Source organism: Streptomyces sp. NBC_01317, assembly GCF_035961655.1.
Classification (GTDB): domain Bacteria; phylum Actinomycetota; class Actinomycetes; order Streptomycetales; family Streptomycetaceae; genus Streptomyces.
Window position 1 is genome coordinate 2683670 of sequence record NZ_CP108393.1, and the last position, 25080, is coordinate 2708749.

The following is a 25080-nucleotide window of genomic DNA, read 5'->3' on the forward strand; positions in this document are numbered from 1 at the left end:
ACTGACCACGGCACCGGCGGTTCTCCAGTCCGAGTGGACCAAGATCCGTACGGTTTCCTCCACCACCTGGACCCTGATCAGCGCCCTGGTGGTGACCGTCGCCCTGGGCGCCGTCCTCTGCGCGGTGTACAACGCGACGTTCGACGATCTCGACGACGCCCAGCGGGCCACCTTCGACCCGACGTTCGCCAGCTTCTCCGGGATGGTCCTGGGCCAGCTCGCGATGGTGGTCTTCGGGGTGCTCGTGGTCGGCTCCGAGTACTCGTCGGGCATGATCCGTACCTCACTGGCCGCCGTGCCCCGGCGCTCCCTCTTCCTCTTCTCCAAGATCTTCGTGGCCGGGGTGCTGGCCCTGATCGTCGGGCTCCTCACCGGTTTCCTCTCCTTCTTCCTCGGCCAGGCGCTGCTCGGCGACCACAGCACGACCATCGGCGAGCCGGACGTCCTGCGCGCGGTCATCGGCAGCGGGCTGTACATGGCGCTGATCGCCGTCTTCTCGATGGGCGTGGCGGCGATGCTGCGCAGCTCGATGCTGTCGCTGGGCATCCTGATGCCGTTCTTCTTCCTGGTCTCGCAGATCCTGGCGGCGGTCCCGGGCGCCAAGGACGTCGCGCGATACTTCCCCGACCAGGCCGGCCGGAAGATCTTGCAGGTGGTGCCCGACGCCATGAACTCGGACCGGGCGCCGTACGGGCCCTGGGAGGGCCTGGGGATCCTGGTCCTGTGGGTCGCGGCGGCGCTGGTCGGTGGCTGGATCGTGATCAAGAAGCGCGACGCCTGACCGGGCTCGCCGCAGTGTTGCCGGGCGCGCCGCACCGTTGTAACGACTTGGCCGGAACCGTCAAGGCCCGGATATCCTCCTAACTCAAACGGGGGGCCTTCGGTCCGGAAGCGGCCACTGCCCCGACGACCTGACCTGTCGATGGGGCTGGCGAATGATCGAGGCGATCGGCCTGACGAAGCGCTACGGCGCCAAGACGGCCGTGCACAACCTTTCCTTCCAGGTACGGCCCGGCACCGTCACCGGGTTCCTGGGCCCCAACGGTTCCGGCAAGTCCACGACGATGCGGATGATCCTCGGCCTCGACCAGCCCACGGCCGGCAGCGTCACGGTCGGCGGCCATCCCTTCCGCCGGCTGCCGAACGCGCCGCGCCAGGTCGGCGCGCTGCTCGACGCGAAGGCCGTGCACGGCGGCCGTACGGCCCGTACCCACCTGCTCTCCCTGGCCCAGCTGTCGGGCATCCCGGCGGCCCGGGTGGACGAGGTGCTCGGGGTCGTCGGCCTCCAGGACGTGGCGCGGCGGCGTTCCAAGGGCTTCTCGCTCGGCATGGGCCAGCGGCTCGGCATCGCGGCGGCGCTGCTGGGCGATCCGCAGGTGCTGCTGTTCGACGAGCCGGTCAACGGGCTCGACCCCGAGGGCATCCTCTGGGTCCGCAACCTGATGAAGCGGCTGGCCTCCGAGGGCCGTACGGTCTTCGTCTCCTCGCACCTGATGAGCGAGATGGCCGTCACCGCCGACCATCTGATCGTGATCGGACGCGGGCAGCTGCTCGCCGACATGAGCGTCACGGACTTCATCTCCGCGAACTCCGCGGACTTCGCGCGGGTACGGACCGCGCCGGTCGACCCGCCGCGGCGGGAGAAGCTGATGTCCGCGCTGGCGGAGGCGGGCGGCCAGGTGCTGTCCGAGCCGGACGGCGCGCTGCGGGTCACGGGGCTGCCGCTCCCCCGGATCAGCGATCTCGCGCACGACGCGGACGTAAGGATCTGGGAACTGTCCCCGCACCAGGCCTCTTTGGAGGAGGCGTACATGCGGATGACGCAGGGCGCGGTGGACTACCGGTCGACGGCGGACGCGCTGGAGGGTTTCCAGCCGCCGCCGCAGGGCTGGGGACAGGGCCAGGGGTACGGCGCCCCCGTACCGCCGGTGGTCCGGGAGGCGCCGCAGCAGGGGTGGTACGCACCACCGCCGCCCGGACAGAACCCGTACGCGACTCCGGCGGCGCCGGCGGCCGCTCCCGTACCGGCTCCGGCTCCGGCTCCGGCTCCGGCTCCGGCAGAGGCTTCCGCTCCCGCCCCAGCAGCGGCCCCGGCCCCCGCCCCGGCCGTTCAGACGACACCGCGTGACAGCGACAGCAACGAGGACGCCCGATGACGACCCCGTACCAGCAGCCCGCTCCGCAGCCGCCGGCCCCCCAGTGGGGCACGGGCCCGGTGGGCGGCTACGTCTCCCCGATCCCCGTACGCCGGGCCACGCTCGGCGACGCCGTCGCCTCCGAGTGGACCAAAATCCGGTCCGTACGGTCCACGATGTGGACGCTCGGGGTGATGCTCGTCCTGATGGTCGGCATCGGGACGCTCACCGCCCTGGTGGTCTCCACCTCCACCGACTCGCTCAACGACGACGTGCTGACCCTCGGCTTCTTCGGGGTGCTGCTCGGCTCGATCTGTGTGATCACGCTCGGCGTGCTGACGATCTCGTCGGAGTACACGACCGGCATGATCCGTACGACCCTGACCGCGTGCCCCAGCCGCGTCCGGGTGCTCGGCGCCAAGTCGCTGGTCTTCTTTCTGCTGATCTTCGTGCTCACCGTGGTCACCACGGCGCTCGTGGGCGCCCTCCAGGTGGCGATCACCGACGCGGACTCGCCGTCCGGGGAGGTGTGGTTCCGCTCGACCGTCGGCGTCAGCCTCTACCTGGCCACGCTGGGGCTGCTGGCGCTGGCCGTCGGGGCGCTGATCCGGCACTCGGCGGGCGCGATCACCATCATGATCGGCGTGGTCCTGATGCCGCTGGTGCTGGCGATGTTCATGTTCGCCGACTCGCTCGGCACGCTGCGCGACGGGCTGTTCGACTACTCGATCCCCAACCAGCTCGCCGTCTTCTACGACAACGCGGGGGTCTCCGGTAACGGCGCGGGGCCGTCCGGTTGGGAGCCGCTGTGGATCATGATCGGGGTGACGGCGGTCGCGATGACGGGCGCCTTCTTCTCACTGGACCGCCGCGACGTGTGAGTCGCGGGGCTTCGGTCCCGGGCTCCGGTCCCGGGCTTCGGTCCTCGGACTCCAGTCGCCGGCTTCAGTACCGAGGCGCGTTACGGGACCGCTGCACCCGCGAGGTGCGGCGGTCCTTCGCGTTCCAGCACGCCTGGTGCCAGTGCCGCCGGTCCTCCACCCCGCCGTACTCGGGCCAGGCCACCACGTGCGCGACCCCCGAGGGGATCTCCTGGTCGCAGCCCGGGCAGCGGTAGCGCTTGCCCGCGGCGCTCGCCCCCGCGACGTGGCGCACGGACCACTGCTCGCCCTGCCACCCCTCCGAGCGCTGGAAACCGCCGTACCGGTCCCCCTCGTCACCGGTGGGACCGGTCGGTTTCTCGCCGCCTCGGGGGCGGTTGCGGCGCGGGGACACAGGACACCTCACGGGGCAGGCAGCACGGTTCCCGTCCAGCCTACGGCCCGCGCCCCCGGGTAGACGTCGCACACGGCCCAGGACGACTCCCACCCCAAGAGGGACTTACCGGACAATCGCAAGAACTTTGTGGAGAGCCGTGCCTTTGGCACGTGTCAGACGTTGTTGCCGGTAAGGGGGAGTCGCGTCGGCCGCAAGGAGGCAGAGAGCGATGCGTGTGGGAGCTTTTGTGCTCGCGGCCCAGTTTCCGGGCCAGGGACAGGGGGAGGCGCTGCACCGGGCGGTGCGTACCGCCGAGGTCGGCGAGGAGTCGGGGCTGGACGCGGTCTGGCTGGCCGAACACCACTTCGTGCCGTACGGCGTGTGCCCGTCGGCCGTGACCCTGGCCGGGCTGCTGCTCGGCAGGACCCGGTGCCTCAGGGTGGGTACGGCGGTCAGTGTGTTGCCGAACGTGCATCCGGTGGCCCTCGGCGAGCAGGCCGCGCTGCTGCATCTCGTCTCCGGCGGCCGGTTCTCGCTCGGGGTGGGCCGGGGCGGGCCCTGGGTGGACCTGGAGGTGTTCGGCGGCGGCCTGCGCGCCTTCGAGGAGGACTTCCCCGAATCCCTCGACCTGCTCCTGCGCTGGCTGCGCGAGAGCCGGGTCGGGGCGGCGGGCGAGCGTTTCACCTTCCGTGAGGTCGCGGTGGTGCCCCGGCCGGACGAGTTGCTGGATACGGCGGGCCCCGAGGTGGTCGTCGCGTGCACCTCACCCCGGAGCGTCCGGCTGGCGGGCGAGCGCGGGCTGCCGATGCTGCTGGGCATGCACGCGGGGGACGACGAGAAGGCGGAGATGGTCGCGTTGTGGCGTACGTACGCCCACGCGGCCGGTCACGATCCGCGCTTGTCCCACGTGTCGGTGGGGGTCGCCCAGATCGCCGACACCGCCGCGGAGGCGAGGGAGAGCCTGGTGAAGGCGATGCCCGGCTGGCTGCGGCAGGGGCTCGGTGCCCATGTGACGGTGGACGGCCGGGAGCGGCCCATGCGCGACCCCGTCGCCTATACGGAACTGCTGTGCGGCCTGCACCCGGTGGGCTCCCCCCGGCTCGCCGCGGACCGCCTGGCCGCCACGGCGGAACGTACGGGCATCACGCGCTTCGCGCTGCTCGTCGAGGGTTCGGGCGACCTGGCGGCGACGGAGGAGAACGTACGGCGGCTGGGAACCGACGTACTCCCCCTGGTGAACTGACCGCTGACCGCCGCCACTCCGCCGATTCAGGCGGCGGAGTGGCGGCGGGGGACGTCAGCAGTCCCGGAGTTCGGGGGACTGGTTGAGCAACTGGCCACGGATCGAGGTGAATCGGGCCAGCCGCTCGTCGACCGAGGGATCCAGCGGGAACACCGCGACACGGTGGCAGTTCTGGAAGGCGAGACGCACTCCGAAGTGCCGCTGCAACGCACCGCGAATGGCATCACTCGCGAGGGCGCGCAACAACTGACCACGTGCCTGCTCGTCCGGCGGCGGCGTCTGGTTGTCGGCGAACTGTCCACCGTCCACCTTCAGCTGAGCCACCAGAGAACTGATCATCTCCCACGCGTAGGGCAGGGAGGTCCGGACGCAGTCGACGAAAGCAGCTTCGTCGACCTCGCCTCGCTCGGCCTGTTCCAACAGTGCCGGTGAGACGTCGAGCGACATGAGTTCTCCTCTCGCGACCCCGAAGACCGGGGTCTTGCGGGCACGGAAAAGAGGCGCCGACGACGCAGCGTGCACGACCGGCGACCTCAGGTATCCACGTTAGGCGTGTGGTCGGGCCCGCACCAGGCGAATGGGAACACAACCGGCCAATAACGAACGGGGCTTCCGGGGCGAATCGCGCGCGACCTGGGCGGTCGAGTAGCGTTGCCGACCATGCGTCTCGTCATTGCCCGCTGCTCCGTGGACTACGCGGGCCGGCTCACCGCCCACCTGCCCTCCGCGCCCCGTCTCATCCTGGTCAAAGCCGACGGCAGTGTGTCGATCCACGCCGACGACCGGGCGTACAAACCCCTCAACTGGATGTCCCCGCCCTGCACCCTCAAAGAGGATGACGGCTCTTGGACGGTGGTGAACAAAGCGGGCGAGAAACTGATCATCACGATGGAGGAGGTCCTCCACGACTCGTCCCACGAACTGGGCGTCGACCCCGGCCTGATCAAGGACGGCGTGGAGGCACACCTCCAGGAACTCCTCGCCGACCGCATCGAGACACTGGGCGAGGGCTACACACTGATCCGCCGCGAGTACCCGACAGCGATCGGCCCGGTGGACATCCTGTGCCGGGACGCGGACGGCGCGACGGTGGCGGTGGAACTCAAACGCCGAGGCGACATCGACGGCGTGGAACAACTGACCCGCTACCTGGAGTTGCTGAACCGCGACCCCCATCTGGCCCCGGTGAAGGGCGTGTTCGCGGCCCAGGAGATCAAACCCCAGGCCCGAGTCCTGGCCACGGACCGAGGCATCGGCTGCCTGGTCCTGGACTACAACGCGATGCGAGGCATCGAGGACGACAAACTGCGCCTGTTCTGACGCGCGGAAGGGCCCGACCTCAGCATCAGGTCGGGCCCTTTTGTCGCGCGGCTGCTGACGGGACGGCTACGGTCGGCGGAACTCGCCACCCACAACTCCGCACACGAACGCGTCGAACTCGCCGGGGGTGAAGACCAGCGCCGGGCCGGTTGGGTCCTTGCTGTCCCGCATGGCCACCACGTCGCTGACGTAGGCGACTTCGACACACTGTCCGTTGCCGCTGCTGTAACTGCTCTTCTGCCACGCAGCGTTGGAAAGATCCACCTGCTTCATCCTGCAACCTTCTCTCATGTGGTTTCTCGAACCAACGCCCCTATGAGGGCAACTGAGTCGTTCGGACTCAGCGCCTGGGCACGCAGGTGATCGAAGATCTGGCTGTAGCGCCGGATGTCTTCCTCGGCTTCCAGGAAGAGATCGCCGGCCATGCTGTCGATGTAGACGACCGAAGGGTCCACAGCCTCCGGGAAGTCCATCAGCACGAAGCTGCCCGGCATCCCAGGGTGCGCGCCCGTGGCATAGGGAATGACCTGGAGCGTGATGTGCGGATCGATCGCCGCCTTGGTCAAACGGTTCAACTGGTCGGCCATGACCCCGGGGCCGCCAACTTCTCTCCGCAGGGCGGCTTCATCCAAGATCGCCCACAGTTCAAGAGGATGCTCCTTCTCGAAGACGGCCTGCCGTTCGACACGCGCCTGTACCCGTTGGTCAACCTCCTTGGGAGTGGCCATCGGAAGCACGCCCCGGATCACGGCGCGCGCGTAATCCTCGCTCTGGAGCAGACCAGGAACGAACAATGATTCGTAGTTCCGGACACCACGCGCTTCGGCTTCGAAGCTGATGTACGCAGTGTATTCATTGGGCAGATCGGCGTGATACGGCCGCAGCCACCCTTGTTCGTCCGCGGTACGCGAAAGCGCCAAGATCTCCGAGCGCTGCGGGTCGGCAACTCCGTACAGATCCAGCAGTCCGACCAACGTCCGCTGCTGCGGACGCACCTTGGCCGTCTCGATCCGGTAGAGCGTCGCGGCGTTGATACCTGTCCGTTCGGCGATGTCATCCCTGGTCAGACCGCTTATCTCACGCAGCCGTCGCAGTTCGGCCGCCAAGCGGCGGAGACGAATCGGGGGTGCTTGCCGTTTCGGCGCCACTCGCCCCATCCCTTCATGTGCACGGCTGTCACGGACGAGTTTGACCGAACCGCACCCATCGCAGCAAGTCAGATTGCGTATGCACGGTATGCATTCGATGACCTTGCACAGTACTGCCAGGCTGAGGCATGCTGAGCAAACGCAAGCCTGGCACGATCAGTTCCGGCCGGTGGTGGAGTGACGAAGGTGCACCCAGATGCGGTACGCACCTCGGCGCGGCATGTCCGGCCATGAACACGCTTGGTCATCAATGACGACCGAGGGTCACAAGAACGTGCCGACTTACCCGGCCGGTGCGGCAGCGTGTGAATCCGCACGGCTTCCGATGCAAGGGAGGCACGTTGTGAAACCACTCATCTACGGCTACATGCGGCTCTTCTCTGACGTCACCGATCAGCAGGTGTACGCAACGGAACAAGAGATGCGGCACTTCGCCCAAGCGGCCGGCTTCCAGCTGGCGGCCGTCTTCCACGACGTCGAGTCCGGCTCGCATGAAGCCTTCTACGAACTGGGAGTCGCGTTACGACGTGCGGACGTGCACGACGTCGTACTGCCGTCGCTACGCCATCTGTCCACGAGCGACGTGCTTCAAGACGCGCTGCTCGACTGCCTGGAGGACCGCTTTCAGGCACACGTCCACGTGCTCGCGACCCGCACGACCCAAGACAACCTCCCGTCGGCAGACAAGAGGTAGTGGCATGTCGCGACTTCGCGCTTGGGATCGGTTGACGCTGGCGGCTGTTCCCACGGCGGCGTGCTGCGCCCGTACCTTCACCAGGTGCACCTTGCGCTGGTGGGGCGCGACCGACGTCATGGACGACGCGCTGCTGATCATCTCCGAACTGGTGACGAACGCCGTCAAGGCAACCGGCCCGAACATCCCGGATCCGACGTGGTCGGACGTCAAGGCAGAGCATGTCCTCGGCGTACAGCTCCGCGTCGTGGACATGAACCTGTACGTCGAGGTGTGGGACAGAGGCAGCGAGATCCCCGCGACCAAGGCACCGTCAGCAGACGACGAAGGCGGACGTGGCCTCCTGCTGGTCCAGTCGCTCACCAGAAGGTGGGGCACCTTCCACCCGCCGGCCGGGGGCAAGATCGTGTGGGCCGAGTTACCGCTCGCCAAAGCCCCCGACCTTACCCCCGAGACCCCGCCGCTCCCTCACCGCGTACCGAGCGATATCCGCGCCCCCGAGGGCAAGGCAAAGGAACAGGTCGAGACCGCGCTGATGGAACGCGTCCTGGAAGGCCTGCGCAGGCTGTAGTTCGGAGTACGGAGGTGGTGGACGACAACCGAAAAGGAAGAACACCCCTGCGCACAACGGGCACGGGGTGTTCCCCCCTCGTACGGGGTGAGCGCGACCCTCGGATCTCTGCGCCGGCTGAACCCTCGGCAGCCACCCAAGCGGGAGTGATCGGCCCGAGCATATGAGCGATAGCACCGCTCGACCCCGCCTCCGGGGCGGGCAGAACCTGGAACGGATCGGCTGCCCACACTGTGGCGCCGAGATCGACACCAAATGGTGGGGTGACTTCATGGATGCGCACGACGGGGATGGGTTCGCCTCCCTCGCCGTGGAGGTCCCCTGCTGCCGGACCGCGACAACGCTCGATGCGCTGGAGTATGAGTGGCCTTGCGGCTTCGCTCGCTTCGAAATCGCCATACGGAACCCCGGGCGTGCCCGGTTCAGCGACGAGGAACTGACCTCACTCGCCCATGCACTTGGACACCCTGTGAAGCAAGTCCGGGCACGCATCCAACTCAGAGGCCATCTCATTTGGCGAGTCCGCGCTAGTAGATGAGTGTGCAGGCGGCGCTGTTGGTCGCACCCGCTCAGTCGGCCGAAGTGTTCTGTGTCGCCTCGCGCGCCTCGGTAAGGGCTCGCTGCCTGAGGTTGCCGCCGAACAGCTGAATCGTGGTGGCGGCCAGGATGTCATCGCTGCCGATGGTCCGCCTGTCCCCTCTTCGGTCGGACAGGGCCCGGAAGGAATCCTTGCGGAACGGGGGTGGGTCCGGTTCGCCCGGCATCACCAGGGTGACCGTACCGAAACGTTTGACCCCGCCCTCGCGGACGACCATGGCCGCGTCCCGGGCGAGGTCCGTCAGAAACACGCTCGCGATTCCGTCCAGGTCGCGGACCATCGCCGGGACGGCCGTCGCCCCCTGGCTCCGCAGCAGCTTCTTGACCCCGGCCTCGAACCTGTGGGCGCCGACCACGGCACTCGGTTTGCGTGACCTGCTGCGCTTACGAGGAGGCACGAGGACACCCTCGGCGTCGTACAGGACACCGGGTAGGGCTCGAAACGTGGGGCTGTGGCCGTACCACTTGTCCCCCACCTCAAGCTCGACGTTCCGGTCGATCGCGAAGAGAAGATCCCCGGGAATCAGCTTCTTCCGGGCCTCCGCCCCGGCCGCTGTCCTCGCACCGGCGATGATCTCCGTCAGCACGGTCCGCGTCACCGACGCGGCGGCCCACGCGGCCGATCGAGAGACGTGCATCGGGGTCACATCCCTGAACACCGCTTTGACGAGAGAGGGCTTGAACGGCGAGACATCCATGACCGAGGCGGTCTCGGGACCGTTGCGTTCAGGGCGTGCTGGCTGTGCGGTCATCGGAAGAAAAGCTCCCTGCTGCCGGAGTTGGAGGACATCTCATTTTGCAAGTCGGCGGTAGCAGATGAGGGTTGCCGCGATCCCGGCGAAGGCGAGCAAGTCTTCTGCTTAGCGTTCGTACGGCGGTCGCCGACCGCCTCCCTGCGGTCGCACCGGAGCCGGCGGCACCAGCCGTTCAACAATCCCGCAACCGAAGGCTACCCAACTCGCCACATGAGATGTCTTCTTGGACGTCACCGCACAAGCGCCCAGCTGCCGATGCTGTGATGGCTTGATGCGACCTGAGCATTGCGTGACCAGGAACCACATCGAGGTGTGGCACGACCGGCTACTGCCATCGGGACCGGGTCGGATCCGGTTCTGGGCAGTCCTGCGCGGCTCGCTCCTGCCGATTCTTGTCTGGACTGGCGTCGCGTGCTTCGCGTACATCGTCTACAACCCGGTCGTGACGACGGTCATTGGTGGGCTTTTCGCCGTGTCGTTCGTTGTGGGGTTCGGGCTGCGCCGCAGGAAGAGGCACTCGGTTCGCTGTAGCGCGTACGGTGCGCTGGGCGGAGTGCTCGACAAGTCCATGGCCGGGTTCTGATCCGTTGCGGCGACTGGGCCGTGTTTCAAGTAACGGGTGAGTCTTGGGCGGACGGTTCTTCGGCCGGTTCCGTAGAGCGCAGGCGGGCTGGGGAGACGTCGTAGGGCATCACGCCGATGGCTTCGAACGCGCTCATGGAGTCCGCCTCCTCGGCGTCATCGATGCGGTCGGAATCCTTCCGCAGCGTGGGACGCCTGGCCAGGGCGACGAAGCGGATGGCCTGGACAGGCCGCGCCGAGCGGGCCGAAGATCCGCTCAGTGACCAGCGGACTGTCCAGGTCCGCCTGACGCAGGCACTGTCGCCTCCTGCTCGGCGAGGGTTTGTTCCAACCGCTCCAGGATGTCCGCGATACCGTCTCCGCTGTCCATACCGGCGGAAGCCGCCCCTCCGTAATGACCGCAGGGCCGTCGTTTTCTGCTGGGGCATCCGCACGACGGCAGGCCGAGGGTTCACAGCCACTGATGAATCGCCGGGACCTGGATCGTCACCTCGAACCGAAACGCAAGTTTGCCGAGGGTACGCCTTGTCGCCTCGCACCCGCAGCGGGCGGCTTCCCGGCCGGCCGACAGGGCCGGCGAGGCATCCCGATCGCGTTCAGGACGGCTCGACCTGCGGACTGTCATCGCGCTGCCCGGCGGCTCCGGTCCTGCCGCTTCACCCACTTTCCCCTGACTGATGAACGCAGGGGAACAGGTCCGCAGGACGGCTACAGCTGGGGGGGCGGCGTGTCAGGCGCGGTCGTGGAGGGTGATGTGGTAGCCGTCCGGGTCGGCGAAGGTGAAGGTCCGGCCGAAGGGGCCGTCGATCGGTGCGGCGACGATGGTGTGGCCGTCGGTGACGAGAGCGTCGTGGATGGCCTGGACGTCGGTGGCGTGGAGCCAGATCGCGGCGCCGATGCCGGGCTGGGTGACGGATGCGAGATCGGTGCCGGGGACGACGTCGCGGAGTGCGAACGCGATCGGCTTCGTCTCGAAGACGACGGCGTGCGGAGGTCCGGCCTGCGAGCGGACGAGGCCGAGGTACTGCTCGTAGAACGCCTGCGAAGCGTCGAGGTCGCGCGCCTGGAGTGAGAGGAAGTCGGGGCCGGTGGCGGGCATGAGGCGCTCCTTCTTTTCGTGTCAGTTTACTGACACCAGCCAACGTATGTCAGAATCCTGACATGAGTCAAATACGTGTGGGCGTCGACCTGGACACATCACTGGGCTACCTGCTGAAAGAGGCTTCGAGCGCTCTGCGCGCAGCCATGGAGGAGGTGCTGCGGCCACTCGGGATGAGCGTGACGCACTACTCGTGCCTCGAACTGCTGGCTCAACGACCGGGCTTGTCGAACTCCGAGCTCGCGCGGGGCGCGTTCGTGACGCGGCAGTCGATGAACGTACTGCTCCAGGCCCTGGAACGAGACGGCTACGTGACCAGGCCCGCGGAGGCGCCCGTCGGGAAGGCCCTTCCCGCGCGGCTCACGCCTCGCGGCCGGCGGAGCCTGGAGAAGGCGACCGTGGCGGTCCGGTCCGTCGAGGTCAGAATGCTGGCCGGCATGAGCGAGACCGAGCAGTCGGACGCGTTCCGGATCCTGCGGAGCATGGTTCGGTCCCTGCGCGACGGCAGCGGCGGCAGCGACAGCGCATAGCTCGGCGCGGTGGGCGCGTACGCCGAATGGTTCCCATGCTCCGCGGTCCCGGCGGAGTGGCTCTGGCGGTCGGGCCGTGTGGGGAAGGGTGGGGGCGTCCGGCGCGGGTTGGATGTGATTCGGAGGGCGGGAGACTTCATGGGCAGCGAGCAGAAGGTCGCCATCATCACGGGGGCGTCGGGAGGCATCGGCGGGGCCCTCGTCGCGGCCTATCGCGGGCTGGGGTACGCGGTCACCGCCACCGACCGGGGCGCCCCGGTGTCGGGGGATTCCGGGGTGCTCGCGGTGGCCGCCGATGTGACCCAGGCGGGTGCCGGGGCGCGGGTCGTCGGCGCGACCCTCGACCGGTTCGGGCGGGTCGACACACTGGTCAACTGCGCCGGGGTGTTCATCTCCAAGCCGTTCACCGAGTACACCGACGAGGACTTCGAGTTGGTGGTCGGGGTGAACGTGCGTGGGTTCTTCGAGGTCTCGCGCAGCGTGATCGACGCAATGCTCTCCCGGGAGGGTGGGGGGCATGTGGTGAATATTTCAAGCACCCTTGTCGAGAACGCCGACGCCGACGTGAGCGGGGCCCTTACGGCCCTCACCAAGGGCGGCCTGAACGGGGTCACGAAATCGCTCGCCATCGAGTACGCCACCCGCGGTGTCCGGGTGAACGCCGTCTCGCTCGGCGTCATCCGGACCCCGATGCACCCGACGGACCCCGGCGGGGTCCAGGCCGCGCGCCACCCGGTCCGGCGGATGGGCGAGGTCGACGATGTCGTACGGGCCGTGCTGTATCTGGAGCGGGCCCCGTTTGTCACCGGTGAGATCTCGCACGTCGACGGGGGGCAGAGCGCGGGGCACTGAGGTGGGGGGCCGTGTGCCTCAGACCAGGACCTTGAGCAGCCGCTCCCCCAGGACCGCCGCCGAGTGGGGGTTCTGCCCCGTGACCAGGTTGCGGTCCTCCACCATGTACGGCTCCCAGGCCGGGCCGCGGCTGAACTGGACGCCGACCTTGTCCTTGAGGTCGGTCTCCAGCAGCCAGGTGGCCCTGGAGGCCAGTCCGACGCCTTCTTCCTCCTCGTTGGTGAAGCCGGTGACCTTGTAGCCCTTGAACGGCGACTCGCCGTGGATCCTGGTGGCGAGCAGTGCGGCGGGGGCGTGGCAAACGATGAAGAGCGGGTTGCCCGAGGCCAGCTGGGCCGTCAGCAGGCGGCCGACGTCCGCGTCGAACGCGAGGTCCGACATCGGGCCGTGGCCTCCCGGCAGGTAGACCGCGTCGTAGTCCTCCAGCCGTACGTCGGACAGCTTGATCGGTCGCCGCATCACCTCGGCATCGCGAATGACGGCCTCAAGATCGAGGGCTTCCTGTTCACCGCCCACCATGGAGGGGCGCAGGCTCATCATGTCGACGTTCGGGGTCACGCCACCGGGCGTCGCGACCACCACCTCGTGCCCGGCGTCGGTGATCTCCTTGTACGGGTTCGCGAACTCCTCGGCCCAGTAGCCGGTGGCGTACCTGCTGCCGTCCTTGAGCACCCAGTACGTCGCTCCGCTCACTATGAAAAGGATCTTCGCCATCACTCATGCGCCTCCATCCGAACGATCAGGCCGATTTACCCCTCTTTCAGCCTAATCAGGTGCCCGATCGGACGCATGTGTTCAGAGACCGTGGGCCGACCCGGACGAGTGGATTTCAGTGAGGAGAAGGCCACCCGCTGTACCGGCGCGCGTACCGTACGACGCGGGAAGGAGTACATCGTGGATGCCACCCTCAAGACCGTCATCGGCGGGGAGCTCGTGGAGCTGCCCGGCACGATCGCGGCCGTGCGCGCGGCCATGGACGCGGGCACGGCTGCCGAGTTCGATCGCGAGATCGAGCACGCACCCGCCGACGAACTCTCCGCGACCCTGGTGCGCTGGGCACTGGCCGGCACCGGTGCGGACGACGAGGACGACGCCCTCTTCGAGAGGCTGGCCCGCGGCGAGGACGTCGGTGCGACGGATGCCGCGCCCGGCTCGGAGGTCGCATGAGCTACCGGCTTCAGTACGCGCCGCCCGCTGACCAGGCCCGCAGCGCAATGCCTCGTTCGTTACAGACCGTCTTCGACGCCGGCATACGACGCCTGACCACCGATCCGTACGGGCACGGCTCCACGCCGGTCAAAGCGGACGCCGATCGCCGCGAGGCCGCCGTCGGTGGAGTTGTCGTCCGCTACTACATCAGCGCGGCTGTGCTCGTGGTGACCGTTGTTCGCGTCGTCTACGTCTGACGGCTCCGATGCCCGAGGGCGGTGGAGTGTGCGCGCCGGACCGCCCGGTCCGCCGTGGTTCTCGGTGGGCCGGGCGGTCGCGTATGTGGGTGGGTCAGGCGATGACGCCGGCGGGGGTTCCTGTGGGCGTGCCCGCGCTGAGGCTGGGCTGGGAGGAGCTGGCCGTCGGCGGGGTGGCGTCCGCCGACGGGGTTTCCGTGGGGGTTTCCGACGGAGTGTCCGACGGGGTTTCGCTCGGGGGGTCCGTGGGGGTGTCCGACGGGGTCGTCGGGTGCGACGGGGACTTCGTGGGTGACTTGGTGGGGGTGGACGGGTCGTCGTCGCCCGGGTCCGTTGATGTGGAGCTTGTCGTCGGGGACGGGCTGTCCGAGGTGGTGGGGGAGCCTGACGTGGTGCCTGTGCCCGTGGGGGACGGGGGGCCCGCCTCGCCCGGGACCGCCGCGTTTCCGCCGCCCGGGATGTTCGTCGAGCCCGCGTCCGGCTGGTCCTGCGGTACGCCGCCGTCGCCGTCCTCCGGTTCCACCGACTGTCCCGGTGTCCCGTGGTCGAGCTGGTTGTTGTCGTTGTTGGACGCCGCGCCCAGAGTCACGACCGTGCCCAGTACGGCGGCCAGCACCGCGCCCGTGCCCGCCGCGACCAGGTTGCGGCGCGCGCCGCCCAGGACCGAGCGGCGCCGGCGGCGGTGCGGCGCGGGTGGGACGGCGACGGACGGGGTGCCGCCCACCGGGGTGTCCTGGCGGGTGACCAGCATGTTGTTCCCGCCGGCCAGGTTGTTCCCCCCGCCCGGAGGCAGCGCGGGCAGCGCCGCCACCGCCGCCGAGCCGCCGCCCGGCGCGAGCGCCTTCGGGGTGGGGGGCGTCGCGTCGCCCTGCGGAGTCGTACGGCCGCCGAACGCGTTCCCCGCCACCCCGAAGCCCGAGAGGCCGGGGATCCCGGTCAGTCCGCCCTCGCGGTCCGTGACGAGCGCCAGCGCGCGGCGCCCGGCGACCGTACCGCTGCGGTCGGCGACGGCGCCCCGCATGCCGATCGAGGCCTCCAGCTCGGCGCGGGCCCGCTCCAGGTTCCCCACGCACAGCGCGAGGACGCCCAACTCGTGGTGGAAGTACGCCTCTTCGGCGACCTCGCCCGCCAGCCTCGCGGCCTCGGAGCCGGACCGCAGGGCCCGCTCCCACGCGCCCCAGTGGAGCCCGGCCAGGAACGCGGGGGTGGCGCTGCGGGCCAGCAGGACGGCCGCGCTGGCGTGCCCCGGCTCCTGGCTCGTGACGAGCGGCGCCATCGCGGCGAGGATGGCGTCGGCCTCCGCGGCGGCGCGCTCCGGCGTGACGGAGGGGTGCGCCGACCACCAGGCGTAGTGCTGGGCCGCCGTGTGGGCGTGGGACACCGCGTCCTCCCCGTACCCCACCGCCTCCAGCTGCGCGGCGACGCCGGTCGCCAGCCGGTAGCGGGTGCCGACCGGTGAGATCAGCGCGCAGGCCATCAGCTCGCCGAGAGCGGCGTCCGCGTGGGTGTCGCCGATCAGCGCGGGCAGGTGCGCCTGGTGCGGCACCTCCCCGCCGAGCGCGACGGCGAAGCGCAGGGTGGCGCGGGCGGACTCGCTCAGCCGGGAGGCGAGCAGGGCGGCGGGCGCGGCGCCCTCGCCGACGGTGGGCAGGGGCGGGTCGTACCCGTCGGGAGCGCCGAGCCGGACGACGAGCGGTACGTCACCCGTGGTCTCCGCGAAGGGCTCGAACTCGTCCAGGGCCTCGGCCGACTCACCGCGCAGGACATCGCGCTGGCGCAGCAGCGCACCGGCCTGGACGAAGCGCAGGGGCAGGCCCTCGGACTCGAACCAGAGGTCCCCCGCCCAGTTCGCCTCCTCGTCGGTGAGGGGGCGGTCGACGGCGCGTTCCATCAGCTCCAGCGAGCCCCCGCGCCCGATGCCGCCGAGGAGGACCTCGTGCAGGCGCGCGGTGGCGGAGGGCGGGTCGGCGTCGGGCGCGGTGGCGAGCAGGTACGCGCATTCGGGGGTCGCGGCGAGCAGCTCGTCGAGGGCTTCGCCGCCGATCTCCAGGTCGTCCAGGAGGACGACGGCCCCGATGTCGCGGACCCGTTCGAGCAGGGCGGCCCGGTCGGGGCGGGACAGCTCGATGCGGTAGACCGCCGCGTACAGGTCGTACAGCAGCTCGGTGGTGGTGCGGCGGTGGCCGGAGAGCCGTACGACTCCGTCCGGCGCGAGGTCCGCGCACTCGGCGCCGACGGCTTCGATCAGCGCGGAGCGGCCGGATCCGGGCTGTCCGGTGAGGCGTACGGAACGGCCGCGGCCGAGCAGCCCGACCAGTTCCTTGTGCTCGGCGCCGCGCTCCAGGAGCGGGAGGGGCGGTGCGGCGGGCCCCGCCGGTACGGGCGGGCGGCCGGCGCGCTGGAGGTCGGTGCGCTCGGTGGCGCTGCGCCGGATGGGTGCGGCGGGTTTACGGCCCGGCGGGCAGGGCTCTATCTCGGTGCCGTCCACGGGGTTGACGGTGAGCAGGAAGTCACCCGATATCAACTGGACGGTACGGGCGCGCGCGGGGGTGATCGCGCCGGCGCCCTTGATGTGTCCGAGCGCCGGAGTGAGGGGCTCGCGCGCGGGCGGCTGCTCGTCGGTGCTCGCGGCGGCGGGTTCGCCGTCGTGGCCGTGTTCTTCCGCTCCCCGGCTCATCGGGTCCATCGTGAAAGTCCCCCAGATCGTGGCGTGCGGTTGCCCCCCGGCCTCGCACGCTTGTCTGTCGCTCCGGTCCGGTGCCTGCTCCATGGGTCGGTCGATCCGCAGACGGCCGAAACCCTAAGCTCCGGCCAGTATCTACGAACAGGCGGGGTGGTGGCCTGCCCAGGAAGTCACGTTCTCGTGAGGATTGTGCGGCGCATTGGGGAGTACGTACGGCGCACCGAGGCGCGCGGGGCGCGCAGACCTCACGCGCTCACGCCCGAAGGCCTCACGCCCGCACACCTCACGCCTCATACCCGCGGCAGCGACTCCGCCGCGATCCCGCCCTCGATCGCGAGAATGCGGTGCAGCCGGGTGGCCACGAGCAGCCGCTGCATCTGCGGCGGGACATGGCGCAGGACGAGTCTCCGTCCGCACCGTCCCGCCCGTCGGTGGGCCCCCATGATGACGCCGAGTCCCGTGGCGTCCCAGGAGTCCAGAGCGGTCAGGTCGAGCACGAGATCGCCGGCTCCGCCGTCGACGGCCGAGTGCAGGACCGTACGGGCGTCCGCCGCGCTGCGTACGTCGAGGCGGCCCTCGACGACCAGCTCGGCGTGGTCGCCCCTGATGTACATATGCGCTCCCCGAGAGTGGTCAGTGCTCCATGGCCTGTTCGGTCCCGCAACCCACTGACTGTCACGCAGCCTGACTGTCACGCAGCCGTGGAAGTTGCCGTCCGTGAGCGAACCGATACCGAATTCACCCGGTGGGGTGAGGTCGTGACGGTCGGTGCGGCTCAGGTACGGCTCAGTGCTTGTAGAACCCCTGCCCGCTCTTGCGTCCGATGTCACCCGCGTCCACCATCCGGCGCATCAGCTCCGGCGGCGCGAACTTCTCGTCCTGCGACTCGGTGTAGATGTTCTCCGTGGCGTGGAGCAGGATGTCGACACCCGTCAGATCAGCGGTGGCGAGCGGGCCCATGGCGTGTCCGAAGCCCAGCTTGCAGGCGGTGTCGATGTCCTCGGCGGACGCGACGCCCGACTCGTAGAGCTTGGCGGCCTCCACGACGAGCGCGGAGATCAGCCGGGTGGTCACAAAGCCCGCCACGTCGCGGTTGACGACCACGCACGTCTTGCCGACGGACTCGGCGAACTCCCGCGCGGTGGCGAGCGCTTCGTCGCTGGTCTTGTACCCGCGGACCAGTTCGCACAGCCGCATCATCGGCACCGGCGAGAAGAAGTGCGTACCGACGACACGCTCCGGACGGTCCGTCACGGCGGCGATCTTCGTGATCGGGATGGCCGAGGTGTTGGAGGCGAGGACGGCGTCGTCCCGTACGAGCTTGTCGAGCGTACGGAAGATCTCGTGCTTGACGTCCAGCCGCTCGAACACGGCCTCCACCACGAGGTCCGCGTCGGCGACGGCGTCCAGGTCGGTGGTCGTGGTGATCCGGCCCAGCGCGGCGTCGGCGTCGGCCTCTTCGAGCTTGCCCTTGGCCACGAACCTGCCGTACGAGGCTCTGATGCCGTCGATCCCCCGGGCCAGGGCCGCGTCGGTGACGTCACGCAGGACGACGTCCCAGCCGGCCTGGGCCGAGACCTGCGCGATCCCTGACCCCATGAGTCCGGCCCCGATGACGGCGAGCTTCCTGGCCACGACACACCCCTTGAATCGCCCCCGGTCTTAACGCCGGGTTTACATTTGCCTGCTCTGCCGGAGGTTAGCGTTCGCGGGCGGCCGGATGGCGGCGAAGAGATGCGCGTCACGTCTCACATGACGGACATCACACCGCAGGGGCCCATCAGGGCCCCGTACCGGGCACTTGAGCGGGTTCTCCCCCGTACGGCGTAGCACCTCCGGGGTCCTCACTACGCTGGTCGTATGGTCAATCTGACGCGTATCTACACCCGCACCGGCGACAAGGGCACGACGGCGCTCGGCGACATGACCCGTACGGTCAAGACCGATCTGCGGATCGCGGCCTACGCCGACGCCAACGAGGCGAACGCGTGCATCGGGACCGCGATCGCGCTGGGCCGGCTCCCCGAGGAGATCGTGAAGGTCCTCGTCCGGGTCCAGAACGACCTCTTCGACGTGGGCGCGGACCTGTGCAACCCGGTGGTGGAGAACCCCGAGTACCCGCCGCTGCGGGTCGAGCAGGCGTACGTCGACAAGCTGGAGGCGGACTGCGACCGCTACCTGGAGGAGGTGGAGAAGCTCCGCAGCTTCATCCTCCCGGGCGGCGCCCCCGGCGCGGCGCTGCTGCACCAGGCGTGCACGGTCGTACGGCGCGCGGAGCGCTCGACGTGGGCGGCGCTGGAGGTGCACGGCGACATCATGAACGCCTTGACGGCCACGTACCTGAACCGCCTCTCCGACCTGCTCTTCATCCTGGCGCGGGTCGCCAACAAGGAGGTCGGGGACGTGCTGTGGGTGCCGGGCGGGGAGCGGTAGTACGGGAGCGCGGCCAGCCGTCCCGGCGGGCGCGGCAGACCCGGCCGTACGGGAAGCGCTTACCCGGCGGGAGCGGTGAAGTGCTGTCATGTCCGGGTGAGGGGCTGTCGAACGCGGCGATCGCGGTACGCCTCGACATGGCGGAGGCTACGGTGAAGACGCACGTCAGCAGGGTGCTGGCCAAGCTCTCGCTGCGCAGCCGGGTACAAGCGGCCGTGCTCGCCCAGGAGTTGGGTGTCTAGGCCACCTATCGGCGTCGGTGGTCTGGACCTATTGACGATTGGTCCAGACCTTCCTACTCTCACCGCACACACTGCGGTGAGCCGACGTGGTGTGCCCAGTGCACGGACCACCCCCGAATTGTCCGGTACTCACTCCATCGAGGAGCACCTTTGAACATCCAGCCTCTCAAGGCCAGATTCAGATCCAGAGCGGTCGCGGGCCTCACCGCGCTGCTGCTGCCGCTGGCCGCGATGGTCGGCCTCGCCGCCCCCGCCGAAGCCGCCGCGTCGGCGACGGCCACCTTCACCAAGCCCTCCGACTGGGGCACGGGCTTCGAGGGCAAGTGGACGGTGAAGAACACCGGCACCACGACCCTCAGCTCCTGGACCGTCGAGTGGGACTTCCCCTCCGGCACCGCCGTGACCTCCGCGTGGGACGCGGACGTCACCGGCTCGGGCAACCACTGGACGGGCAAGAACAAGACCTGGAACGGCACGCTGGCCCCCGGCGCGTCCATATCCTTCGGATTCAACGGCACCGGCCCGGGATCGCCGTCCGGCTGTAAGCTCAACGGCGCTTCCTGCGACGGCGGCCCCAGCGTCCCCGGCGACGCGCTGCCCTCGGCCCCCGGCACCCCGACCGCCAGCAACATCACCAACACGGCGGTCACGCTGAACTGGTCGGCGGCGACCGACGACAAGGGCGTCAAGAACTACGACGTCTTCCGCAACGGTACGAAGGTCGCCACGGTCACCGGCACCTCCTACACCAACACCGGCCTCACCGCCGGTACGGACTACTCGTACACCGTCCAGGCCCGTGACACCATCGACCAGGTGGGCCCCGTCAGCGGCGCCCGCGCGGTCCGCACCACCGGTGGCAGCACGGACCCCGGCACCCCTCCCACCGGCAGCAAGATCAAGCTTGGATACTTCACCGAGTGGGGTGTCTACGACCGGAACTACCACGTCAAGAACATCGTGAGCTCCGGGTCCGCCTCGAAGATCACGCACATCAACTACTCCTTCGGCAACGTCACCGGCGGCAAGTGCGTCATGGGTGACGCGTACGCCGCGACGGACAAGGCGTACACCGCCGACCAGGCCGTCGACGGGGTCGCCGACACGTGGGACCAGCCGCTGCGCGGCAACTTCAACCAGCTGCGCAAGCTCAAGGCCGCGAACCCGAACATCAAGGTTCTCTGGTCCTTCGGCGGCTGGACCTGGTCCGGTGGCTTCACCGACGCCGTGAAGAACCCGACCGCGTTCGCGCAGTCCTGCTACGACCTGATCGAGGACCCGCGCTGGGCCGACGTGTTCGACGGCATCGACCTGGACTGGGAGTACCCGAACTCCTGCGGTCTGTCCTGCGACACCAGCGGCCCGGCCGCCTTCAAGAACATGATGCAGGCCATGCGCGCGAAGTTCGGCGCCAACTACCTGGTCACCGCCGCCGTCACGGCCGACGGTTCGGCCGGTGGCAAGATCGAGAAGACGGACTACGCCGGCGCGGCCCAGTACATGAACTGGTTCAACGTCATGACGTACGACTTCTTCGGCTCCTTCAACGCGGCGGGCCCGACGGCCCCGCACTCCGCGCTGAACTCCTACACCGGCATCCCGCAGCAGGGCTTCACCTCCGCCGACGCGATCGCCAAGTTCAAGGCGCAGGGAGTCCCGGCGGCCAAGCTGCTGCTCGGCATCGGCTTCTACGGCCGCGGCTGGACCGGCGTCACCCAGGCCGCCCCGGGCGGCTCGGCGACGGGCGCGGCGCCCGGCAAGTACGAGGCCGGCATCGAGGACTACAAGGTCCTCAAGACCTCGTGCCCGCCCACCGGCACCGTCGGCGGGACGTCGTACTCCTACTGCGGCAACAACTGGTGGAGCTACGACACCCCGGCCACCATCGCGGGCAAGATGACCTGGGCCAAGCAGCAGGGCCTGGGCGGCGCGTTCTTCTGGGACTTCACCGGTGACACCACCAACGGTGAACTGATCACGGCGATCAGCAACGGTCTCCAGTAGAGCCTGGCATGTGACACACCCGCATGAATGAAGGGGGCGGCGCTTCGAGCGCCGCCCCCTTCACCATGTCCCGCACGCCTACGCCACGTTCACCCGCTGGCCGGGAGGCGCCGCCTCCAGCCACGCCAGGAAGCCCGTGAGCGCGTCCTCGCTCATCGCCAGCTCCAGCCGTACCCCTTGGTGCACACAGCCGAGGACCACCGCGTCGGAGAGCAGCGCGAGTTCCTCCTCACCCTGCGGTCCCCGGCGGGCCGTCACCTCGATCGACGCGCGGTCCAGCGTGCGGCGGGGCCGGGGGGCGTACGAGAAGACGCGGAACCAGTTGACGCTGTCCCCGTTGTAGCGGGCGACGCCGTACACCCAGCCCTTGCCGGAGAGGTCGGTCTCCTCCGGCACGTCCCACCGCAGGCTGGCGTCGAAGGTCCCTCCGGAGCGCTGGATCAGCCGCCGGCGCAGACCGAAGACGAAGAGCCCCACCGCAACCAGTACGACGACCAGTCCGCTTACGAGCAGAGCGAGGACCATCAACACCGACCTCCTCGCCATATCCAGTACCGGACCCAGAACCGCACCTGCATCGCCTCAGCCGCGACCCGGTCTGGAAGTCCAGCCAGGGCCGCGGCTGAGGGTAATTCCGTGGTGGCAGCGCGCTTCTCAGCGCACCGACACCGCGCGCATCCGGACGTCGGCGCGCCGCTCGGCGGCATCGTCGTCACCGGACTTCGCGCGTTCCAGCGCACGCTCCGCGCGCTGGGCGTCGATCTCGTCCGCCAGCTCGGCAACCTCCGCCAGCAGCGAGAGCTTGTTGTCGGCGAACGAGATGAAACCGCCGTGCACCGCGGCGACGACGGTGCCGCCGTCGCTCGTACGGATCGTCACCGGGCCCGATTCCAGCACACCCAGCAGGGGCTGGTGACCGGGCATGACGCCGATGTCGCCGGACGTGGTGCGCGCGACGACCAGGGTGGCCTCGCCGGACCAGACACTACGGTCGGCGGCGACCAGCTCGACATGCAGCTCAGCAGCCAAGGGTGGCTCCTCGGGTCACCACCCGGCCCTGCGGCCGGGTGTTGGTATTGATTCTATGGGGTACCGGTGGATGCGTCGGAGGGGGGCAGGATGACCCGCCCCCCTCCGAGCGTCCACCAGGTCGGAAGACCGGGTCAGGAGACGCCGAGCTCCTTGGCGTTGGCCTTGAGGTCCTCAATGCCACCGCACATGAAGAACGCCTGCTCGGGGAAGTGGTCGTAGTCCCCGTCGCAGATCGAGTTGAACGCGGTGATCGACTCGTCGAGCGGTACGTCGGAGCCGTCCACGCCGGTGAACTGCTTGGCGGCGTGGGTGTTCTGCGACAGAAAGCGCTCGACACGACGGGCGCGGTGGACGACGAGCTTGTCCTCCTCGCCCAGCTCGTCGATCCCGAGGATCGCGATGATGTCCTGGAGGTCCTTGTACTTCTGGAGGATCCCCTTGACGCGGCTGGCCGTGTCGTAGTGGTCCTGCGAGATGTAGCGCGGGTCCAGGATGCGGGACGTCGAGTCCAGCGGGTCCACCGCCGGGTAGATGCCCTTCTCCGAGATCGGACGCGACAGCACGGTCGTCGCGTCGAGGTGCGCGAAGGTCGTGGCCGGGGCCGGGTCGGTCAGGTCGTCCGCGGGGACGTAGATCGCCTGCATCGAGGTGATCGAGTGGCCACGCGTCGAGGTGATGCGCTCCTGGAGCACACCCATCTCGTCGGCCAGGGTCGGCTGGTAACCCACCGCGGACGGCATACGGCCGAGCAGCGTGGAGACCTCGGAACCGGCCTGGGTGTAACGGAAGATGTTGTCGATGAAGAGGAGCACGTCCTGCTTCTGCACATCGCGGAAGTACTCCGCCATGGTCAGGGCGGACAGGGCGACCCGCAGACGGGTGCCCGGCGGCTCGTCCATCTGGCCGAAGACCAGCGCGGTCTTGTCCAGGACGCCCGACTCGGTCATCTCGTCGATGAGGTCGTTGCCCTCACGCGTACGCTCACCGACACCCGCGAAGACGGACACACCGTCGTGCAGGTTGGCGACACGCATGATCATTTCCTGGATGAGGACCGTCTTGCCGACGCCCGCACCTCCGAACAGACCGATCTTGCCGCCCTTGACGTACGGGGTCAGCAGGTCGACGACCTTGAGGCCGGTCTCGAACATCTCGGTCTTCGACTCGAGCTGGTCGAAGGCCGGGGCCTTGCGGTGGATCGGCCAGCGCTCGGTGATCTCCGACTCGGCCTCGGGGTGGTTCAGGATCTGACCGAGGGTGTTGAACACCTTGCCCTTGGTCACGTCGCCGACCGGCACCGTGATGCCGGAGCCCGTGTCGGTCACCGGGGCCTGGCGGACCAGACCGTCGGTGGGCTGCATCGAGATCGCGCGGACCACACCGTCACCCAGGTGCTGGGCGACCTCCAGGGTCAGGATCTTCTTCTTGCCGGCCTCGGCCGGGTCGGAGACCTCGACGTGCAGCGCGTTGTAGATCTCCGGCATCGCGTCGACGGGGAACTCCACGTCGACGACCGGGCCGATCACCCGGGCGACGCGGCCCGTGGCTACGGCCGTCTCAACAGTGGTCGTCATTAGTTGTCACTCCCCGCGGTCGCGTCGGCGAGGGCGCTCGCGCCTCCGACGATCTCGCTGATTTCCTGGGTGATTTCGGCCTGGCGGGCCGCGTTGGCGAGCCGGGAAAGGCTCTTGATGAGATCCCCGGCGTTGTCGGTCGCCGACTTCATCGCGCGTCGGGTGGCCGCGTGCTTGGAAGCGGCGGCCTGGAGCAGCGCGTTGTAGATACGGCTCTCGACGTACCGCGGCAGCAGGGCGTCGAGGACGTCCTCCGCCGACGGCTCGAAGTCGAACAGCGGAAGGATCTCGCCCTTCGTGCCCGCCTCCTCGGCCGCCTGGTCGAGGCTGAGCGGCAGGAGCCGGTTCGCCACCGGCGTCTGCGTCAGCATCGACACGAACTCGGTGAAGACGATGTGGAGCTCGTCCACGCCGCCCTCGGCCGTGTCCTGCTGGACGGCCGCGATCAGCGGAGCCGCGACCTTCTTGGCGTCCGCGTACGTCGGGTTGTCGGTGAAGCCCGTCCACGACTCCGTGACCTTGCGCTCACGGAAGCCGTAGTAGGCGACACCCTTGCGGCCGACGATGTACGCGTCGACCTCCTTGCCCTCACCGCGGAGCCGCTCGGTCAGCCGCTCCGCCGCCTTGATGGCGTTCGAGGAGTAGCCGCCGGCCAGACCGCGGTCGCTCGTGACGAGCAGGATCGCGGCCCGGACCGGGGACTCGGCCTCGGTGGTCAGGGCGTGCTTGGTCGTGGACCCCGTGGCCACCGCGGTGACCGCGCGGGTCAGCTCGGTCGCGTACGGGGTGGAGGCCGCCACCTGGCGCTGCGCCTTGACGATGCGCGAGGCGGCGATCATCTCCATCGCCTTGGTGATCTTCTTGGTCGCGGTGACGGATTTGATGCGACGCTTGTAGACCCGGAGCTGGGCTCCCATGAGTCA

General features: G+C 69.1%; 28 protein-coding genes and 2 pseudogenes. 15 read left to right on the forward strand and 15 right to left on the reverse strand.

Annotated features, from left to right (window positions below; genetic code table 11):
* Position 1 precedes the first annotated feature (1 nt).
* From OG349_RS11140 to OG349_RS11150, 3 genes are all read left to right on the forward strand, one after another.
* Entirely contained in the window at positions 2-781 is a 780-nt protein-coding gene (locus tag OG349_RS11140; RefSeq protein WP_327238527.1) for an ABC transporter permease, read from the forward strand.
* Between the two features lie 154 nt (positions 782-935).
* A complete protein-coding gene (locus OG349_RS11145; protein WP_327234465.1) occupies positions 936-2156 on the forward strand; it encodes an ABC transporter ATP-binding protein in 1221 nt (406 codons plus the stop codon).
* Positions 2153-3016: an ABC transporter permease subunit gene (locus OG349_RS11150; protein WP_327234466.1), complete on the forward strand. Its 864-nt coding sequence runs from the start codon at positions 2153-2155 to the stop codon at positions 3014-3016. The genes OG349_RS11145 and OG349_RS11150 overlap by 4 nt, the downstream gene beginning before the upstream one ends.
* 64 nt (positions 3017-3080) lie before the next feature.
* Here OG349_RS11150 and OG349_RS11155 read toward each other — a convergent pair whose 3' ends face one another.
* Positions 3081-3410 carry an ATP/GTP-binding protein gene (locus OG349_RS11155; protein ID WP_327234467.1) on the reverse strand — a complete coding sequence of 110 codons (330 nt, stop codon included), beginning with the start codon at positions 3408-3410 and terminating at the stop codon, positions 3081-3083.
* Positions 3411-3621: 211 nt separating this feature from the next.
* Between OG349_RS11155 and OG349_RS11160 the strand changes: the two genes are divergently transcribed.
* Positions 3622-4635 carry an LLM class flavin-dependent oxidoreductase gene (locus OG349_RS11160; RefSeq protein WP_327234468.1) on the forward strand — a complete coding sequence of 338 codons (1014 nt, stop codon included), beginning with the start codon at positions 3622-3624 and terminating at the stop codon, positions 4633-4635.
* A 54-nt stretch (positions 4636-4689) separates the two neighbouring features.
* Here OG349_RS11160 and OG349_RS11165 read toward each other — a convergent pair whose 3' ends face one another.
* On the reverse strand, positions 4690-5082 hold the full coding sequence (locus tag OG349_RS11165) for an SCO5389 family protein (RefSeq protein ID WP_167027054.1): 393 nt from the start codon (positions 5080-5082) through the stop codon (positions 4690-4692).
* 213 nt (positions 5083-5295) lie between these two features.
* On the opposite strand from OG349_RS11165, the gene nucS reads away from it, so the two are divergent.
* Entirely contained in the window at positions 5296-5955 is a 660-nt protein-coding gene (gene nucS, locus OG349_RS11170; protein WP_327234469.1) for an endonuclease NucS, read from the forward strand.
* A gap of 66 nt (positions 5956-6021) precedes the next feature.
* Here nucS and OG349_RS11175 read toward each other — a convergent pair whose 3' ends face one another.
* Positions 6022-6228 carry a DUF397 domain-containing protein gene (locus OG349_RS11175; RefSeq protein ID WP_327234470.1) on the reverse strand — a complete coding sequence of 69 codons (207 nt, stop codon included), beginning with the start codon at positions 6226-6228 and terminating at the stop codon, positions 6022-6024.
* Between the two features lie 14 nt (positions 6229-6242).
* Entirely contained in the window at positions 6243-7061 is an 819-nt protein-coding gene (locus tag OG349_RS11180; RefSeq protein WP_327234471.1) for a helix-turn-helix domain-containing protein, read from the reverse strand.
* 385 nt (positions 7062-7446) lie between these two features.
* Between OG349_RS11180 and OG349_RS11185 the strand changes: the two genes are divergently transcribed.
* Both OG349_RS11185 and OG349_RS11190 read left to right on the forward strand, forming a co-directional pair.
* A complete protein-coding gene (locus OG349_RS11185) occupies positions 7447-7797 on the forward strand; it encodes a hypothetical protein (RefSeq protein ID WP_327234472.1) in 351 nt (116 codons plus the stop codon).
* Between the two features lie 4 nt (positions 7798-7801).
* A complete protein-coding gene (locus OG349_RS11190; RefSeq protein ID WP_327234473.1) occupies positions 7802-8368 on the forward strand; it encodes an ATP-binding protein in 567 nt (188 codons plus the stop codon).
* Between the two features lie 569 nt (positions 8369-8937).
* Here the strand turns inward: OG349_RS11190 and OG349_RS11195 are convergent.
* Positions 8938-9717 (reverse strand): hypothetical protein, encoded by a 780-nt coding sequence (locus tag OG349_RS11195; RefSeq protein WP_327234474.1) that lies wholly within the window; start codon positions 9715-9717, stop codon positions 8938-8940.
* 292 nt (positions 9718-10009) lie between these two features.
* Between OG349_RS11195 and OG349_RS11200 the strand changes: the two genes are divergently transcribed.
* The gene (locus OG349_RS11200; RefSeq protein ID WP_327234475.1) at positions 10010-10303 is read left to right on the forward strand and encodes a hypothetical protein; all 294 of its coding nucleotides are present in this window, start codon (positions 10010-10012) and stop codon (positions 10301-10303) included.
* A gap of 25 nt (positions 10304-10328) precedes the next feature.
* On the opposite strand, the pseudogene OG349_RS11205 reads toward OG349_RS11200, so the two are convergent.
* Positions 10329-10690, reverse strand: a pseudogene (locus tag OG349_RS11205) (hypothetical protein); the annotation flags it as partial.
* A gap of 342 nt (positions 10691-11032) precedes the next feature.
* A complete protein-coding gene (locus OG349_RS11210; RefSeq protein WP_327234476.1) occupies positions 11033-11401 on the reverse strand; it encodes a VOC family protein in 369 nt (122 codons plus the stop codon).
* A 62-nt stretch (positions 11402-11463) separates the two neighbouring features.
* Between OG349_RS11210 and OG349_RS11215 the strand changes: the two genes are divergently transcribed.
* Both OG349_RS11215 and OG349_RS11220 read left to right on the forward strand, forming a co-directional pair.
* On the forward strand, positions 11464-11931 hold the full coding sequence (locus OG349_RS11215; RefSeq protein WP_327234477.1) for a MarR family winged helix-turn-helix transcriptional regulator: 468 nt from the start codon (positions 11464-11466) through the stop codon (positions 11929-11931).
* A gap of 138 nt (positions 11932-12069) precedes the next feature.
* Positions 12070-12783, forward strand: a complete 714-nt coding sequence (locus tag OG349_RS11220; protein WP_327234478.1) for an SDR family NAD(P)-dependent oxidoreductase — start codon at positions 12070-12072, stop codon at positions 12781-12783.
* An 18-nt stretch (positions 12784-12801) separates the two neighbouring features.
* Here OG349_RS11220 and OG349_RS11225 read toward each other — a convergent pair whose 3' ends face one another.
* Positions 12802-13497, reverse strand: a complete 696-nt coding sequence (locus OG349_RS11225; protein WP_327234479.1) for a type 1 glutamine amidotransferase domain-containing protein — start codon at positions 13495-13497, stop codon at positions 12802-12804.
* A 180-nt stretch (positions 13498-13677) separates the two neighbouring features.
* On the opposite strand from OG349_RS11225, the gene OG349_RS11230 reads away from it, so the two are divergent.
* Both OG349_RS11230 and OG349_RS11235 read left to right on the forward strand, forming a co-directional pair.
* Complete coding sequence (locus OG349_RS11230; RefSeq protein ID WP_327234480.1) at positions 13678-13950, forward strand: hypothetical protein; 273 nt, start codon at positions 13678-13680, stop codon at positions 13948-13950.
* Entirely contained in the window at positions 13947-14189 is a 243-nt protein-coding gene (locus tag OG349_RS11235) for a hypothetical protein (protein ID WP_327234481.1), read from the forward strand. Before OG349_RS11230 ends, OG349_RS11235 begins: the two co-directional genes overlap by 4 nt.
* Before the next feature lie 94 nt (positions 14190-14283).
* Here OG349_RS11235 and OG349_RS11240 read toward each other — a convergent pair whose 3' ends face one another.
* From OG349_RS11240 to OG349_RS11250, 3 genes are all read right to left on the reverse strand, one after another.
* On the reverse strand, positions 14284-16875 hold the full coding sequence (locus OG349_RS11240) for an ATP-binding protein (RefSeq protein WP_327234482.1): 2592 nt from the start codon (positions 16873-16875) through the stop codon (positions 14284-14286).
* Between the two features lie 287 nt (positions 16876-17162).
* Positions 17163-17486, reverse strand: a complete 324-nt coding sequence (locus tag OG349_RS11245) for an STAS domain-containing protein (RefSeq protein ID WP_327234483.1) — start codon at positions 17484-17486, stop codon at positions 17163-17165.
* Between the two features lie 172 nt (positions 17487-17658).
* Positions 17659-18507 (reverse strand): 3-hydroxyacyl-CoA dehydrogenase family protein, encoded by an 849-nt coding sequence (locus OG349_RS11250; protein ID WP_327234484.1) that lies wholly within the window; start codon positions 18505-18507, stop codon positions 17659-17661.
* A gap of 225 nt (positions 18508-18732) precedes the next feature.
* On the opposite strand from OG349_RS11250, the gene OG349_RS11255 reads away from it, so the two are divergent.
* The 3 genes and pseudogenes from OG349_RS11255 to OG349_RS11265 all read left to right on the forward strand — a co-directional run bounded on the left by OG349_RS11255 (position 18733) and on the right by OG349_RS11265 (position 21551).
* Complete coding sequence (locus OG349_RS11255; RefSeq protein WP_327234485.1) at positions 18733-19305, forward strand: cob(I)yrinic acid a,c-diamide adenosyltransferase; 573 nt, start codon at positions 18733-18735, stop codon at positions 19303-19305.
* A gap of 28 nt (positions 19306-19333) precedes the next feature.
* Positions 19334-19547: pseudogene (locus OG349_RS11260) on the forward strand (response regulator transcription factor); the annotation flags it as partial.
* Between the two features lie 231 nt (positions 19548-19778).
* A complete protein-coding gene (locus OG349_RS11265; protein ID WP_327238528.1) occupies positions 19779-21551 on the forward strand; it encodes a glycoside hydrolase family 18 chitinase in 1773 nt (590 codons plus the stop codon).
* Positions 21552-21629: 78 nt separating this feature from the next.
* Here OG349_RS11265 and OG349_RS11270 read toward each other — a convergent pair whose 3' ends face one another.
* From OG349_RS11270 to OG349_RS11285, 4 genes are all read right to left on the reverse strand, one after another.
* On the reverse strand, positions 21630-22076 hold the full coding sequence (locus tag OG349_RS11270) for a DUF2550 domain-containing protein (RefSeq protein WP_161309773.1): 447 nt from the start codon (positions 22074-22076) through the stop codon (positions 21630-21632).
* A gap of 129 nt (positions 22077-22205) precedes the next feature.
* A complete protein-coding gene (locus OG349_RS11275) occupies positions 22206-22580 on the reverse strand; it encodes a F0F1 ATP synthase subunit epsilon (protein WP_327234486.1) in 375 nt (124 codons plus the stop codon).
* Between the two features lie 134 nt (positions 22581-22714).
* Positions 22715-24157, reverse strand: coding sequence for a F0F1 ATP synthase subunit beta (gene atpD, locus OG349_RS11280; protein ID WP_327234487.1), 1443 nt, complete (start codon positions 24155-24157; stop codon positions 22715-22717).
* Positions 24157-25074 carry a F0F1 ATP synthase subunit gamma gene (locus OG349_RS11285; RefSeq protein WP_327234488.1) on the reverse strand — a complete coding sequence of 306 codons (918 nt, stop codon included), beginning with the start codon at positions 25072-25074 and terminating at the stop codon, positions 24157-24159. The genes atpD and OG349_RS11285 overlap by 1 nt, the downstream gene beginning before the upstream one ends.
* Between the last annotated feature and the right edge of the window lie 6 nt (positions 25075-25080).